At 27.8% G+C, this 17,124-nt stretch carries 9 protein-coding genes and 1 riboswitch; of the genes, 1 reads left to right on the top strand and 8 read right to left on the bottom strand.

Features of this window, described 5'->3' with window-relative positions:
• Nucleotides 1-51: 51 nt before the first annotated feature.
• The 8 genes from MALL_RS02110 to MALL_RS02075 all read right to left on the bottom strand — a co-directional run bounded on the left by MALL_RS02110 (nt 52) and on the right by MALL_RS02075 (nt 15,306).
• Nucleotides 52-1,137, bottom strand: a complete 1,086-nt coding sequence (locus MALL_RS02110; protein ID WP_005683568.1) for a zinc-binding metallopeptidase family protein — start codon at nt 1,135-1,137, stop codon at nt 52-54.
• Nucleotides 1,138-1,240: 103 nt separating this feature from the next.
• Nucleotides 1,241-2,491: a hypothetical protein gene (locus MALL_RS02105; RefSeq protein ID WP_005683561.1), complete on the bottom strand. Its 1,251-nt coding sequence runs from the start codon at nt 2,489-2,491 to the stop codon at nt 1,241-1,243.
• A 27-nt stretch (nt 2,492-2,518) separates the two neighbouring features.
• Nucleotides 2,519-3,826: an ABC transporter ATP-binding protein gene (locus tag MALL_RS02100; RefSeq protein WP_005683562.1), complete on the bottom strand. Its 1,308-nt coding sequence runs from the start codon at nt 3,824-3,826 to the stop codon at nt 2,519-2,521.
• Nucleotides 3,827-3,833: 7 nt separating this feature from the next.
• On the bottom strand, nt 3,834-5,048 hold the full coding sequence (locus tag MALL_RS02095; RefSeq protein WP_005683589.1) for an ABC transporter ATP-binding protein: 1,215 nt from the start codon (nt 5,046-5,048) through the stop codon (nt 3,834-3,836).
• Nucleotides 5,049-5,055: 7 nt separating this feature from the next.
• On the bottom strand, nt 5,056-6,084 hold the full coding sequence (locus MALL_RS02090; protein WP_005683572.1) for an ABC transporter permease: 1,029 nt from the start codon (nt 6,082-6,084) through the stop codon (nt 5,056-5,058).
• Nucleotides 6,084-7,139 carry an ABC transporter permease gene (locus MALL_RS02085; RefSeq protein ID WP_005683567.1) on the bottom strand — a complete coding sequence of 352 codons (1,056 nt, stop codon included), beginning with the start codon at nt 7,137-7,139 and terminating at the stop codon, nt 6,084-6,086. Before MALL_RS02085 ends, MALL_RS02090 begins: the two co-directional genes overlap by 1 nt.
• The gene (locus tag MALL_RS02080) at nt 7,139-10,114 is read right to left on the bottom strand and encodes an ABC transporter substrate-binding protein (protein WP_005683566.1); all 2,976 of its coding nucleotides are present in this window, start codon (nt 10,112-10,114) and stop codon (nt 7,139-7,141) included. The genes MALL_RS02085 and MALL_RS02080 overlap by 1 nt, the downstream gene beginning before the upstream one ends.
• Before the next feature lie 8 nt (nt 10,115-10,122).
• Nucleotides 10,123-15,306, bottom strand: a complete 5,184-nt coding sequence (locus tag MALL_RS02075; protein ID WP_005683569.1) for a PDxFFG protein — start codon at nt 15,304-15,306, stop codon at nt 10,123-10,125.
• Between the two features lie 67 nt (nt 15,307-15,373).
• Nucleotides 15,374-15,539, bottom strand: a riboswitch (Lysine riboswitch).
• Nucleotides 15,540-15,926: 387 nt separating this feature from the next.
• Here MALL_RS02075 and MALL_RS02070 point away from each other — a divergent pair.
• Nucleotides 15,927-17,124: DUF2130 domain-containing protein (locus tag MALL_RS02070; RefSeq protein WP_005683587.1), on the top strand; the 1,198-nt coding region annotated here is incomplete at its 3' end.

Raw genomic sequence — 17,124 nt, 5'->3', positions numbered from 1 at the left:
TATTTAACTATAAACAAGACAAATAAAAAATAAGCAAATGCTTATTTATTATTATTTATACTTAATTTGATTGTATTTTTCTTTATTAAAATCTTTAATTATTTCAATTATTAAATCACCAGTTGCAATTAAATCACTTATTGCACAAACACCTATTGGAGAATGTAAATAACGTTGCGGCAATGATAGTGTAATAACTGCTGCACCACCTTGTGCAAATTGAAGTTCATGCGCATCTGTTCCGCCACCTGCAGCAACAAATTTATAAGCTTTAATATTATTTTTTTTAGCAGTGTCATAAATATATTCAACTCATTTAGGGTCCATTAATGTGCCACCATCTTTTACTCTTAGTGCTGCTCCACCAAATAATCTTGTTGTTCCTGGAATTGTATTTGGTGTATCATGCGATGAAGTTGTATCAAGAGCAATTGCTACATCAGGATTAATTAATGAAACTGAACTTTTAGCTCCTCTACAACCAACTTCTTCTTGAACTGTACCAACTAAAAATAAATTAACATCTAAATCTAAATCTTTTATTTTATTAGCTATATAGTCTAAAACAGTAACACCTGCTCTATTATCCATGGCTTTTCCACCAACTAAGTCTTCATTGTCAAAATTAATAGTTTCACCACTCATATAAACTCTATCACCAACTTCAACACCTTTGTCAATAGCTTCTTTTTTGCTTACAAAACCAAAATCTGCATATAATTTGTCATTAGTCATTGCTACGTTAATTTCTTCAGATTTCATAATATGAATTGATGTGTGTCCAAAAACTCCAAGAAAGGTTTTATTATTTCTATTTGTAACTAATTTAGCTTTAGTTCCTATTGCTACACTAGCTCAAATCCCTCCTACTGGACTTAATAAAACTTGACCATTTTCTTCAATTCTACGAACTAAATATCCAACTTCATCCATGTGCGCAGCTATCATTAATTTTGGTGCATTAGGATTTTTAGAAGGTTTATTAATAATTAATGAACCTAATCCATCACGAGTGTATATAAAATTTTTTGAACTTGTATTAGCTTTTAAAGCTTCTACAACAGGTTCTTCATAACGACTCATAGCTTCAATTTCTAAGTATTGAATAAGTCTTTGTTTAAATAATTTTTTATCCATTTTATTCTCCATTTATTTGTTTTTATTATTATATTAAATTCTACTAATAAATAAAATAAAAAACATATTTGCCTTGTGTATAGCAATATATGTCTTTTATTAACTATTTTCCGTATGTTTCTACGATATCTTTAAAGCTCTTTAAAAAGTTTTTAGGATCGTCTAGAAAACTACTTTTTCTTGTACTTAATCTTGTTAAATTGTCTGCGCTTAATAAATTATATTTTAAACATCTATCTACATTGGCAAACAATCAAGCAATAAAGTTTACACCAGTATTGTTTAAAATATATTTGTTTTTAAGAGCATAAACTGTTTTTCCTTCACCTTCTTGTGTACTTAATTGTTTATTTGGTTCAAAAAATTCTGTTATCATTTTTTCTCTTAATTTAATGTATTCGTTGTAGTTAGGATTTTTTCTTACTTTTTCAGGAACGAATTTTGATGGATCAAATATTACATCTTTAGCTGTTGCAACTCTCTTTCCTGTTAGCGGATTTAAAATATTTGTTTTAAAACCACGTAATAATTCTTTATCATCCTCCTTAGCTAAGAATGTTTGATTTTTAGTTGGAGTTAAAAGGTTTGAAACTTTAAAACCTTCAATTCATTGTTGAACTGTAGTTTTTATAGATTCATCTTTTTTTAGAACTAAATCATATTCAGCTAAAACTTCACCGTCTCCATTATTAAAGTTTACAAATCTAACTTTCCCATCCAATTTTACTGGGGCGTTTTCATCTAGAGTATAAGTTATTAAGTTAGTATTTACAACAGATGGTAAAACAGCTGAGGCTACATCTTTATCAGTTTTAGGTGTATAAACTAATTTAACTAAGTTAGCATATTTGTTTAAGTCTTGTTTGAATCCTTCTAACATTAATGTTGAAGTTTTTACTTTAGAAGTATCAGAAATTAATTCTAAATTAAATTCTACTTCTAAAGCTGCTTGTTCAGCTTTAGGAGTTATTTTGTAACTTTTTAGTCTTACTAATTTTGTATCAAAACCATTTAATTCAACATCTGCTTTTGTAATTTTACTTACTTCATGTTTGTTGTAGTCTTCTTTATTTATATTTTTTAATGTTGCTTTTACTTTTTTTGCTTCATCTTCTAAGGTTTTATTTACTTCTACATCTGCCTTGTTTGTAGTTGAATTAGAACCTGAAGAAGCATTATCTTTTTCATTTGCTTTATTTACTGTTTCTGTATTATTGTTATTTTGTGCATCTTTATTTGTATTTGTTTCATTTGGTGTAGTTGCATTTGAAGGATTACATGAAACTGCTAAAATAGAACTTAAAGTAAATGAAGAAGTTAAAATAATCGGTAGAATTATTTTTTTAATTTTCATTGTTTCCTTTCTTAGGTTATTTAGTAATTAATATTTATTATTTTTTCAATTTTTATATTCAGCATGTGTTGCTAATACAAAATGATTTTCGTTATCTTTTATTCATTGTGGTTGTTCTTGTGAATAATCATGCATTTTAGGATCATAAACATATCCTATTAAACTACCTTTATTTGATTCAATCGATGGAACTGCTTCTAAAAGTGATTTAGTGTATGGATGTAAAGGATTTTGCATTATTTCTTCAGTTGAACCAACTTCTAATAATGTACCTTTATTCATAACAGCAATTCTATCTGAAATATATTCAACCATTCTTAAGTCATGGGCAATAAATAAAATCGTTAAGTTGTATTTTTCTTTAAGCTCGTTAAAAATATTTACAACCTGCGCTTGAATTGACACGTCAAGTGCTGAAATAGGTTCATCGGCTACAAGTAGTAAAGGACGTAAGATTACAGCTCTGCTAATTCCAATCCGTTGTTGTTGTCCTCCTGAAAATTCAAGTGGATATCTTCTTAAAACACTCTCATCAAGTCCAACTTGTTTAAGCATTTCAACAACAAGTTTTTCTTTACAATCTTTTTCAGTGTATTTTTCAATTTCTAGTCTTTGCTCTAGTTTTGTTTTTAAAAATTCAGATAAGTATGAATAATTTTCGTTTTGTAAGTGTTCAAAAAATGTTTGATATAAAACATTAAATGCTGTTTTATCATCGATTGCTATTTCATGGTTAATTTCATCAAAACTATGCAAGTGTTTATCATGAGAATTATGTTCTTTAATAAGTACCATTAATTCTTTTAATGTTTCTTGGTCATAGTTATATATGTAAATTTCACGAGCGTTTTTTGTGTTTTCTAATCCTTCAGAAACAATATCTTTAACGTTTCTGTGAGGGTTTAATGAGTTAGCTGGATCTTGAAAGATCATTTGCACTTTGTTAACTAAAAAGTTAACGATTTTGTTGTATTCTTCTAATTTTTTACCAAATTTTAAACCTCTTGAAAGTTTCTTAGGTAATGTTTGATCCATAAGTTTTATTTGTCCAAAACTATAAGGAATTAAACCAACTAAAGCTTTACCTGTTGTTGATTTACCTGATCCACTTTCTCCTACTAATCCTAAAACTTCACCTTGATAGATATTTAAGTTTAAATCTCTAACGGCTTTAAATGATTTTGTCCCTGTCCCATAACTTATGTCTACATTACGCATCGTAACTAAAAGTTTTTTGTCTTTATTATCAAGCATTTCTTCTAGTCCTTCACGTTGATATCTAATGTAGTTTTTATTAGTAAATAAACTACGTTTTTTCTCAGTATAAATTTTCATTATTCCTCTATTCTACAGGGTGTTTAGTTAAAAACTTACTTCATTTTTTAAGAATTAGTTTTGGTGGGTTATATTCAGGTGCTTTAGCATCTAAAAGCGAACTTTTTACTCTATGGGTAGGGCTTATTTTGTAAAAATTAGGTTCTTGTACAAAGTCAATGTCTAATGCAAAGTCATTTCTGACTGCAAAAGCATCACCAACGATGTTATTTAAACTTGAAGGTACACTTCCACGAATTGTTTGAAGTCTGTGACCTTTATTAACGTCAGGCATACTTGAAATTAAACCTCAAGTATATGGGTGTTGAGGATATTCTAGAATTTCTCTAGTTAAACCTTCTTCTATTATTTGACCAGCATACATTATTGAAATATAATCAGCAATTGAAGCTACAACTCCTAAATCGTGGGTTATAAAAACAATTGATAATTTAAGTTTTTCTTGAAGACTTTTAATAACATCTAAAACTAAGGCCTGAACGGTTGGATCTAAAGCTGTTGTAGGTTCATCCATAACAAGAATTTTAGGTTCTAGTGCAACTATAGAAGCTATAACAACTCTTTGAATCATACCTCCTGACATTTCATGAGGATAAAGTTTCATAACTCCCTCTGGATCAGAAATTTTAGTTAGTCTTAGAAATTCAACGGCACGATTATAAGCATCTTTTTTAGTTTTAACAATACCATTTAAAATCATTCCATCAATTATTTGTGCTCCAACTTTCATTGTTGGATTAAGTGTTGACATAGGGTTTTGGAAAATAGCAGATACTACTTTACCTCTAATATGTGAACGCTCTCATTGTTTTAAATTATATGTTTCAACATTATTGTTGTATAAAAGCACTTGACCAGATTGTATAATTGCATTATCTCCGGTTAGTCCATATAAAAGAGAAGTTATAACTGATTTACCAGATCCACTTTCGCCAATTATCGCATGTACTTTACCTTCATAGATTTTAAGAGAAGGGCCTCTTAAAACCTTGTTTAATTCACCAGGTCTAGCTGGGTTAGAAAAGGATAAATTTAAGTCTTTTATTTCGGCTACTACTTTTAATTTTTCGTCATTGATTGTGTCATATTGAACATTTTTTTCAAATTCAGTTCAATCAAAAAAGTCGCTTTTATTAATAAAAGGTATTTTGTATTTTAAGTCAACTAAAAGATTTTTAAAGAATGAAGAAATTTTACTTGACTGATTATTTTGTTGTTTCATATTTCTCCTATCTTTGTCTTCTTAGTGCATCTTGGACACTTGCTCCAATTAATTGCACACTTGTTGTTATTAAAATTAAAATTGCAGATGGTACAAAAACATATCTTAAATAAGTTGGGAATAATTTTTGTCCGGCACTAATTAAGTTTCCTAATGTAGGAATATTATCAATAGCTAATCCTATAAAGGCTAGCGATGTTTCTGAAAGAATAACTCCAGGAATTGTAAATACTAATTGTGTAATTAAAATAGGCATAATTACTGGGATATAGTTTCTTAAAATTTTTCAAGTAGGAGTTCCTAAAACCCTACTTGCAGCAACTCATTCAAAATGTTTTGCTCTTTTAACTTGGGCTCTTATTTGGTTAGCCATTCCAGTTCAACTAGTTAATGATAAAGATAAAACTATAACTCAAAAACTAGGCGAGACAACAATGGTCATTAAAATAAGTATTAATATGGTTGGCACAACTGAAAGAATTTTTATAAAAAAGGTCATTATTTTATCAAAACGATCAAATTGTCCCATCATAATTCCAATAGCTAAACCTATTGCTACTTCTATAGCAGTAACTACAATAGCTAAATTGACAGAATATCTTAGTCCATGTCATAATCTGGCTCAATAATCACGTCCAAACTCATCAGTTCCTAAAATATGTCTAATTCCGTGTGAATCATATTGATTAAAATGTAAATTTCTATTTCCTACATCTTGAACATTAGGATCTTGAGTAGTTAAAGGTATTATTAATGCTAGAAGTATTAAAATACATATTATTAAAAATCCAACAACTCCACCAAAGTTATTTGCAAAACGATAAATGAATTCTTTAAAAGGTTTAGATTCTTTACCTAAATGTAATTCGTTTTTGTAATCAAATGCTTTACCAATCATTTTTCATTTTTGGTAGTTAATTGGTTGTAAAAAGGCATTAGGCGCTTCAGCTTTAGTTAATTCATTAGTTGGACCTAAATCCTGATTTGAACGCATCTTAGCCAGTAAAGAAGCAAAATATGCTTTAAATTTATTCATTATTTTACTCCTCTTCTTACTCTAGGATCTATTGCTTCATATAATAAATCACGAGTAGTGTATGAAAGTATTGTTAATAAAGCAAATAAAACAATTAAGAATAAAATAACGTTATAGTCTTTTGTTTGAATTGCTTGTAAAAGTGTTGCTCCAGAACCAGAAATAAAGAAGATTTGCTCTATAAACAAGCTTCCTAAGAATGATCCAAAGATAACAGCAGGGAAAAAGGTTGCAATTGGGAAAAGCGATGGTTTTAGTGCTTGCACTCAAACAAAACGACTCTTGCTTAAACCTTTCAAATAGGCGAATTTGGCATGAACTGAGTTTAATTCACGGTTTAATTCGGTTCTTATATATTTAACGTAAACAATTATGCTTCCTAGACTTAAAGCTAAACCAGGAAGAATATAAGTAATAAAGTTTTTATCATCAAAAATGTAAGGTAAACCTATGTATCTACCTAAAAATACTAAGATTAAGGCAAATATGATTGAAGGAACAGAAGAGAAAATTGAAATTAATACAGTTGAAGCATTATCAATAAATCCTCCAGGATTTTTTCCAACAATTATTCCTAGTGGAATCCCAATTGTAACAGTTAAAAAGACTGAAAAGATCCCTACTAAAAATGATTTATAGAATCTAGCTCATATAAATTCTTGTATTTCTAATCCAGGAAAAAGTGAAAGTGAAATTCCAAAATCCCCTTGTATCAAGCCTAATAAGTAATTAACATACCTTTGAGTTAAAGGTAAGTCAAGACCGTATTGTTGTTCAACTGCTTTTCTAGCTGCTTCATCTAATCCTGAAGTTAGTGAGTTAGAACCAGGAACTGCGTTTATTAAAAAGAAGGTAATACTTACAACTATAAATGAGACTACAAAAAATTCTAAAATAATTTTTGTTAGTCTAATTACTAATTTTAAAGCTGGCGAATCAATACTAACTAATCTTTGAGCAAAAGTTAATTCATCAACTCTTTTTTGAGCTGTAAAATTAACATCATTATCGTTTAGTGTATATACTTTGCCTTCATGAGTAACTTTTTTAGCCATTATCCCTCCCTCTTTCTTGGTAATCCTGGTCTTGGTGGTCTAGTAAAATCATATGCATATTGTAATGAAAATGTATAAAGCGAATTAACTCCACCAATTTTTGTAATTTCTCAGTTAGTATCTACTTCCATTAATGGAATTACTGGACTAGCGTCTCTAACTATTTTTTCTAATTCAGCAACAAATTCGAAAATTTTTGCTTCATTTCAGTTTTCAGCAAGCTCTTCTTTAGAGAAGTTCCCTGAAAATAGCGCATCTATTCTAGATGAATAAGCACTAATGTTTTCTTTTGATTGTTTGTAAGCTAATTGCACAAATTTCTTTCAAAAAATTGCAGGTATATTCAGCCTTTTCATAGTATCTTTGGTCAATTCAGTTATTTTATCTAAACCTAAAACATTGATTAAATAAATGTTGTAAAGTTTTTTAATACGACCTTGATAAATATTATCTTTTGTAGCGATTAATGCTTCAAAAATGTATGTATAAAATTCTTCAGTGAATAATTCTTTTTCTTTATTTGCTAAATTAGGAAATTTTGCTTTTACTTTTGCAAATTCTTGAGCATATAAAGAAGAATATTTTTTAACAAAATTTTCTTTATTAAATCCAGTGTAATGTTCTCTTAAATCTTTTAGTGCTGCATCAATATCTGGAATATTTTTATCGACGTTAATTAAAGGTTCAATAACATTTTTTGCTGTATTTTTTGTAGCTTCACTTACTAAATCACTTACATAATTAGCAAAAGTAAATGAACCTGATGGATTGTATTTAAATCCTATGCTTTTTTGAATCATTGAATCAATTTCATCTGGTTCAAAAAATGCAGCAACATAATCATGAACACCATTTCCACCTAATTTATCGTAGTTTTGGTAAATAATATCATATTTACCTTCTTCAATAAAGGAAGCATAAGTATTTTCTGGAAGTGATTTAACATCAAGTTCAACAAAGCCACCAAACGCTTTATTTAAAGCATCGGCTAAATATTGTCCAGCTTTTTTGTGCTCATCTGTTGAGTTGTTTAAATATTTAATTGTTACTTTTTTAAGATCAGGGTGTTTAGCCTTAAATCTTTCTAAGTAAAATTGAGCAGTTTTAGGAGCAAAAGTTAAATCTGTACGATGAGTTTTTTCAAAGTTATAACTTTTTGCTAAGTGTACGTATTGACTATAGTTTTGTAAATCAAATTCAGTACCATCTTTAGCTTTTACTTTTTTACCATCTAGAAATAGTTCAAGTGAAACTCCATCACTAGTTTTATATTGTCCAAAAGCAGTTCATGTATTAACTGGAAACGAAAAGTCTCAACCTACTGATTTTAAAATACTTTCACGATCTACAGCGTGATAAATAGCATTTCTTAAATCTTGATCTTGAATGTAACTATTGGCATTTGTTTCATTATCTAAGTTAAATCCAAAAGCGATTGTTCCATATCCACTATTTTTATTTAAGAAGTTTTTATATTCAGCATTTGTTCAGTAACTATTCATTTTGTTTGCTGGAATAAATGCTTGTGAAATGTATCCATCTTCAAATAAAGTAGCATTAATTACCTTATCTGTAGAGAAATAAATTTTTATTAATTTACTTAATGTATTTTCTGCAGTATAGTAATTATCGTTTTTCTTAAGCATTATGTAACCTTGCGGTCCTAGCTCAACTTCAGCTAAATCATAAGGTCCAGTTGTTAAAAATAGATTTGCTTTTGAACCATAATTAGCAATTCCACCAGCTTCTGTTTCAACAAATTTTCTATTGATTGGGAAAATTTCAAACATAACATGTGTTAGTAAAAAAACTAGTCCAGGTGTATTATTTTCATCGAATATAACTGTAAATGAATACTCATCACTTGATAGCGCTTTATATTCACCAACTAATTCGTCATTAAATTTTTGATATGGGTTTGCATATTCGTTTTTAATAAGTCTTATTTTTCTAGGTTCAGCATTTGCTACTGGAATTCAAAAATCTTGAACCGCTGCATCTAATTTAAAGTTTTTATTTTCAGGTAATTTCTTTCATTCAGCTATGTCTTTATTTGAATAGTCATGGAACAACTGACCTGTATAAAATCCTAATTCTAAAGCAGCTTTTTTAATTGCTTCTACTTCAACTTTATCAATTGCATTACCATCTGCATCACCAGTTTGTGATTGTCAAATTAATTCATCATGGTTTTGAACATATCTATTTTCTTCTTTATTAAAGATGAATCCTCTTTTACCAAAGGGGTTTTTGTAATTTTTATTATATTTTCTTACATATTCTTTTTGTGCATCAATAAATTTATTTACTGATCTAAATCCAAATTTAATTAATGTATCAAGTTTTTGTGATCCAGTATTTAAATCAAGAATATAGTGTAAATAATCTTGCATGTCTTGACCGGTAACTACATCACCATTACTTCATTTATTTAAACCTTTATTTAACATTCCAGTAAATGCCATGTAGTTATTAGGGTTTTTTGGATTTCTATAAGCATAAACTATAGCAGTTTCTTGAATATTGTCCTGGCTAGGCGCACCTAGTCCACCGGTAAATCCAAAGTTATCTAATTGATAAAATGATCCTGAAATTCCACCGTATCCATTTGTATTTTCAGCATTAAATTTAGCTTTATTATTGTTAAAATATGTATCAAATTTTGCATCTTCTTGTCCTATACCTGGTTCCATCATAACCATAGTATATTTTGAGTGAGGTAAAACTTGTTTTAATCCATCATTTGGCCCAGTTTTAATAAATCCATCTACTAATGAAGGCAAAATACGATCAACAGATTTATATTTTACATAGTTTAAATTATTAATTGGGTCAGTTGCTAAACCAAAGTCGTAATTATGAACTTTAACAACTTCTTGTTTATCTAATTCAGAATTTTTAGAACAAGAAGCAATAAAAACTGGTACGCTTGTTGCTATTATTGATGAGAGCAATAATATTTTTGTTTTTTTCATTTTTCTCCTTATCCTGTTATGTTAAATTGGTAATCAATTGCAAGAATTACTTTTCCTGTTTTTACCATTTTTTGACTTGCTTCGTCAAATACTTTTTCGTTATGTAAAATAATTGGTGCTTGTGAAGGTTCTTTACCATTTTCTGATAATTGTTTTAAGTCTCCTAAGCTAAATGTACCTACAACCATGTTGTGTTCATCGGTAAAGTCTACATAATATGATGATTTAGGATCTAATAATGTGTCTCTATATTTAGCCATTAATCCATAATCACTTATTCATGATGAATAACCTAAGTCTTTTAAATAAACTTTAGATTTTGCATCACCTTGTTTTGTTAGATAAAAGATATTATTTGTTTTATCTATATTAACTGGTAAGTATTTTGCTTCTCCAGTTTTTGTGTTTAAGAAACGAATATTTTTAACTTTTGCAGCTAAATCATTTTTAATAAATCCATACATTGAAAGTGCATCTTGTTCTTTATTTCTAAATAATCCTGCTACACTTCTTGAACCTACTCCATAGTTTAATAATTGAGAAACAAAGAAGGCTTTTGGTCTTGAAGTAATTGCTTTACCTTCAAAATCTTTTAGACGGATTGAAGTGTCATTTTTTTCTGCACCGTTGTCTTCGTAAAGTTCCATTCCAATCATTTCTTTTTGTCATCTATCTTTAAAGTATCCATTACTTTTTGATAAAAATTGTCCAAAATAAGAACTAAATCTAGATTGATCTTCATCATAAGTTTTTTTGTCAATTAAAACACCTTGAGCTTTTTTTCTTGCTGCTGTTATTTCGTCAAATTTTGCTTCAATTAGTTTAATGTGTTTTTCACCTAATTCTGTTTGAATTTTTTGGAATTCTTCTTGAGTTATTTTTTTATCGGTTAGATCTTTTTTAGCTTTTTCTATTTCAATTTGAATTTTATCAATAGCAGGTTGATGTTTTTGAATTAATTTATTATTTTCATCTTCAAAATCAGCAGATTTTTTAGCTTTAATGAATGCTCTAGTCGATAGAACTGTACCAGCTAAATCTAATTTTCTATCTTGTCAGAATTTTAACTGGTTAGCATCGATTATATAATCTAACCCAGACGATGATTCACTAACACCTTTTAAGAAACTTGGTAAGTTATAAAAGTCTTTTTCTTCTGGTATATAGCTTATTTGAACATAATCTCTTGTTAAAGTTTCAGCTATATTATAAATATAATCAGTAAATTTATCTTCTAGTTGTGCTTCAACTCTTGATGTATTATAGTTAATTACATCACTAGATGCTTCACTACCACTAAATTGTGGGAATAACAATGCTGAATAGTTAGGAACTTCTCCTAAATTTCCAAATCTCATTCTATTACCTATTAAATATAATAAATCTTCAAAATCCATTTTTTCAGATGTTTTAAAACCATTTTTTGTAGCATATATATCTAATGCTGTTTTTAAATCTTTAGTATTGAATGTATCTTTTCCTTCTTCTGATGGAAATAGACTAAATTCTGCTTTAAAATCTTTATTTAAAAAGTCGATTCCATAATCACTTGAAAATGCTACTTTATTACTTTCTAATTCACTTGCTTTAAAGTTTTTTACAAACATAAATAAATCAGAAGATGCAAATTTTTTGAATAAATCATTTGCTATTTCTTGGTCTTGTTTGTTTTTGTATACATCTAGTTTTTTAGCTTCAGTAAAATCAAATTTTGTTTTTGCATAATCTATATCTCAATTAATTGTTTTATTTTCTAATTTGGCTTTGCTATAGTCTAATGAGACAAATTTAAGAAGTTCTTGTAAAGAAGAAAATTTTATTCCTGTTTTAGTTTCATTAGTTTTGTCATCCTTCTTTATAGAGACATTATTTTTATTAAGAGATTTTGATAAATCAGAATTCAAGGAAGTAAATCGTGTATCAAATGGATTTAAAACTAACCCTGTTACTAAAGGATTAATTTTTCCTTCAGCGAATAAATCAACTAATTTATTATCCTTATCAACATAAGAAATTAATTTAATTGTTGGGAATAATCCAGTAGGTCTGGTTAGACCAGCTAACAGTGAAAATGAATAAGCTACATCTTTAGCGTATCTAGCATTACTTTGTGGAAGTCCAGCTCCAAATCTTTTTAATAAATCATTAAATCTTTTATCAGGATTAGATAAAACCCTTTTCCCAACTATTGTTTCTAATTTATCTGCTGTTACATATGATTCTAATTCTTTAAAATTATTTCCTTCTTTAGAAACAAAAGTTAAAAGTGAGTGAACATTTGTTTGATCTAAAGCAATATGTGTCCCTTTATCACCAGTTATTTTAGGATCGTTAATGTTTAAAAAACTTCCTAATAGTAATGAAGATAATTCATCAGTAAGCTTTGAACCACTTGTTTTAACTTCAACAGATAAATTTCTAAAATCAACTTTTTTATTTCCTGTTATAGACTCTTTAATATTATTGTTAGCTGGATTCAACTCAACTTGATTACCTCTAGCTTCATATCTTTTTAACTCTTTTGCTCCATTATTATTTCTATCAGGAATTAAATACCCTAAATTTAATGAAACTGATCCACCTAAATATGAAGATGAAGTGTTTCAACCATTATTTGAAAATCTTGTATCTAATAATGCTAATATACTTGCTCTAACTTGAGTTGCTTTAGCTTCAACATAAGCTGCTTCAGATGGACTTAATTGTTTATTTAATGGTACTTTTATAACATCAGTTCCATCAGCATTTTTAATTAAAACTTTTGTAATAGTTTTTAATTTAGTTGTAGGGTCAATAGTTTCTTCAAAAACGTTAATTCTAAAACTACTTCCAGTAGGTGTATAGGTTAATTTATTACCCATTCCATCTCTAAATGAATCTAACATATCTTTATTAGTTAAAGTTTTAAATGTTTTATTTCCTTTTTCATCTTTAACAACAAATTTTCCTTGTCCAACTAATGAAGGGTTAATTGTTCCTGAACTATAGTCCAATGAATTGGCTATATATAAATCACCAATTGTTGCATTTCTTAATTTAGCTGCTTCTAACATTCCTTCATAATCTTGTAAGAATCTACGTCTTTTGTTTGAAACAACTTCTTTAACACTTCCTTTAGTGGTTTTTGAACCTCAAATATCTGAAAAAGTTTCTGATTCAAATAGACCGGTTTTGCTATTTTTAAATTTAAAGTTTACAAAAACTCCATCATCTTTTTTATTTCCTTGAACATCGACTCTATCAAAGTCTAAATTTGTTCTAGCAAGTAAATAATTTCTTAATGAATTAGCATTATAATAACTGGTTTCACCAACTCCAGCACGTGGATTAAGTCCTCCAACTACAACAACGCTGTTTTCTTGATCAGCTGCTTGAGTTTTTTCAAGAGTATAGTGATGACCATATTCATGAGCTGCAACATATTTTAAGAATTCAGTTGATAATCCATCAAATCCATCAATACTTGATTCCATTAATAGAGGTAATCCGATTCTATCAAACATGTTAAAATCAACATATTCTCCATCGCCTAAACTATATTCTAAAAATCCTTGTTCATTAACAGTTTTAACAACATGCGGTCCAGTTGCTTTTTTTAGTAAGTGAGGATATTTTTTAGCAATAATTTCTAATAATGAACCATAAACTTCAGTATAAATTTGGTATTTTCTTGAAGCTAAATTATCTAATTCTTTACCATTTTCATCAACAAGAGTTTTATCTTGTGGAGAAGCATTAATTCCAATTGGTTTTGTTGAACCTTTATAACCTAAAACTTGTTGTAAGCGTGCTAATTCACGATATTGTTCAAATCCTAAATTGGCTGCATCATAGGTATATTTGTCATTATTTGACATAGTAACAGTTAAAACTTTATTTTGAACACTAAATTCTTTTGTACTTAGTTTTTTAAGTTTAGTTTTATCAAATTTTCTTACTTCATTTTGCGCTTCAAGTTCTGTGTTAAAGAATCTTTTAACATTATTATCTTCATAAACAAAAAACTCTATGTTTAAGTAATTATTTAAATCATATCAATCATAAAAGTGCACTAGTTTAGCTGCATACATTTTTTCTAAATATGTAGCTGTAACTTTAGAAGCATTTGAAGTATTTTTGTATTCAAGTTTAATTTCATCATTAGCAGTATCACTAAATCTTAAATTAAGTGAAATTAAATCTCCATCTTCTTTATCATTATTGTATTTTGTATAAACGTTTTTAATGGTTTTACTTTCAAAATCTGCATAACTTAATTTTAATTGTGCTAGACTTGCGTTTTTACTTACTTCAACTGCATAATCTGCTTGGCTTAAAAATGGTAAAACTACCCTTGTTTTATCAACGTCTTTTTTAGAAACTAAAACTTTTTGATTTTCTAATCTAAGTGGAATATAAACGTTTTTGTATGGAGCAACTTTTAATTTATTTACTACTGATTTTCCTGAGTTATTTAAAGCACTAACCATTGGTAAAGATTCTAGATATTCAATTGCTGTTTTAAAATCAGCTTGTTCAGCAAATGTAGAATATGTTAAAGAATCAGTGGCATTTCCTGGTCCAGCAGAAATTGAATAAAAGGGCATACTTCCAAAAAAGGCATCCGGATAAAATTTTATTTCACTTTCTTCTTTATGTAGCGTTGAGTGTGATCCTAAAGTTATAGCATTACCACGTGTTTGAACTCCGGGTACTAATCTAAATGAATTTAGTGTTAAAAGATCAGGACCTCAAGGTACATCGGTAATAAATCATTTTGTAAAATCAATAAATTTATCTGGTTTAACTGCTAAAACATATTCGTTATAAAAGTTAAATGATCCATATCTTACTTGTAAAATAAAACCTTCGTTATATTTTTTGTAGTATTCTTGGAAAAATTCATCAGTTGTATATGTTTCTTTTTGTCCTACTCAGCTAAATTTTTTACCATTTTCTAAAACGTTAGCAACTTTGTTCTTTTTTAGTGGATCAACTATGGCTAAAGCCGGTTCTAAATTTCCTTCTTGATTAAAAATAGCAGCAAAGTTGTTGGCAAATAATTCTTTATTTGCTTGTGATTTTTCACCATTTACTTCATCAGAATTAGCAGCGAAAGCAAACATACTTCCTACTGTTACACCACTTACTACCCCAAGTGAAGCTAATGTTATTGCCACTTTATGTCATAATAAAAGTTTTGTTTTTTTCATAAAAACCTCTCATAAATATAAAATAAGTTTTGTAGCTACAAACCACAAAACTTATGTTAAAAAGTTTTATAGCTATAGCTCCAAGGATTTAAATCCAAGAGTAGTAAACTGTTATGAATTACTACCAACCTAACAACATGCCTATTGTTTAGGTTTCGGCTTAAATACCCTTTCAATGATCACATGCCTGTTATAGATCATCTACTCTTGCTTTAAGCTCCTCTATAGTTATGCTAATATTTAGCAAAATTATAAATGCTAGTAAGAAAGAGTATTATTAATAGTCGAAAAAGTATTAATAGTAATATTAATAATCATCCGGTTCATAATAATTCTTTTCTTAAGCATATACTTATATTAACAAAAAAATAAATTATTCAAAATATAAAGTTATTTTCTTAAGATATTTAACTTTTTAAATATTTAATATATTTATAATAATTAATCATATTAATAGTTAAATAATAATAAATAAGTGCAAAAAATTATTTTATCAAGTAAAAATTTAATATTTAAGACGTATCATAATTATGTAACTTATTTATTTATAGCAAAATCTATTTACAAACGCTAAATTTAGCATTGATTAGTTGACATACTAAATGAAATAAAGGAGGCTTATGAGCCAAATAAAATGCCCTAATTGTTCTCAAACATTTACAGTTGATGAAAATCTATACAATAAAATTGTTAAACAAATTAGAGATGATGAATTTAAACATGAAATTAATTCTATTTTGTCAGAAAAAGAATTATTGATAAAAAATCATTATGCTCTTAAAGAAAAAGAATTAACTAATAAAATTAATTTATTAAATGAATCAATAAAAGTAAATCAAAAAGACTTTGAATTACAAAAAAATAATTCACTTCAAGAAAAAGAAAATAAAATTTTTGAATTAACAAGTAAATTAAATAGCATAGAAGAGTTAAGTAAAAATAAAACTGATTCACTTTTAAATGAACAAAAAGCTCGATTAGAACATACGTATTTAATGCAAATTTCTAAACAAGAAAAAGAAATAGAAATACTTAAAAATAAAGAAAGTAATTTTGAAAATGCCAAGAAATTAGCACTGAACGAAAAAGAAACAAAAATTATTGAATTGAATAATATATTGTTAGCTAATCAAGTAAATAAAGAATTAGAAATCAAAAAAAATGAAGAAATTTTTAAAAATCAAATTAAAGAAAAAGATGATCAAATTTCATTTTTAAAAGATTATAAGTCAAAACAATCTGTTAAATTACTAGGTGAATCACTAGAAAAACATTGTGAAATAGAATTTAACTTACTTAGAGCAACTGCATTTCCTTATGCATATTTTGAAAAAGATAACGACACTAGTTTAGATGGTACAAAAGGTGATTATATTTTTAGAGATTATTCTGAACAAAATATTGAATATATTTCAATTATGTTTGAAATGAAAAACGAACAAGATGAATCAAAAAACAAAAAGAAAAACGAAGACTTTTTTGAAAAATTAAATAAAGATAGAAATAATAAAAAATGTGAGTATGCTGTCTTAGTTTCTACCTTAGAATCAGATAGTGAATTGTACAATAAAGGCATTGTTGATGTCTCATACAGATTCCCAAAAATGTATGTTATAAGACCACAATTTTTTATACCTTTAATAAGCATTTTAAGAAATTCGGCTCAAAAATCAATAGCATATAAAGCACAATTAGAAAAATTTGAATCACAAAACGTTGATGTGACTAACTTTGAAAAGAATTGGATAAATTTAAAGATGATTTTGCAGCTAATTATAATCGTTCAGAAAAGATTTTGAAGAAGCTATTATCTCTATA

The sequence above is a fragment of the Mycoplasmopsis alligatoris A21JP2 genome (assembly GCF_000178375.1).
GTDB lineage: Bacteria > Bacillota_I > Bacilli_A > Mycoplasmatales > Metamycoplasmataceae > Mycoplasmopsis > Mycoplasmopsis alligatoris.
Note: the sequence above shows the minus strand (reverse complement) of the source record. Positions and strands in the feature narration are given on the sequence as shown.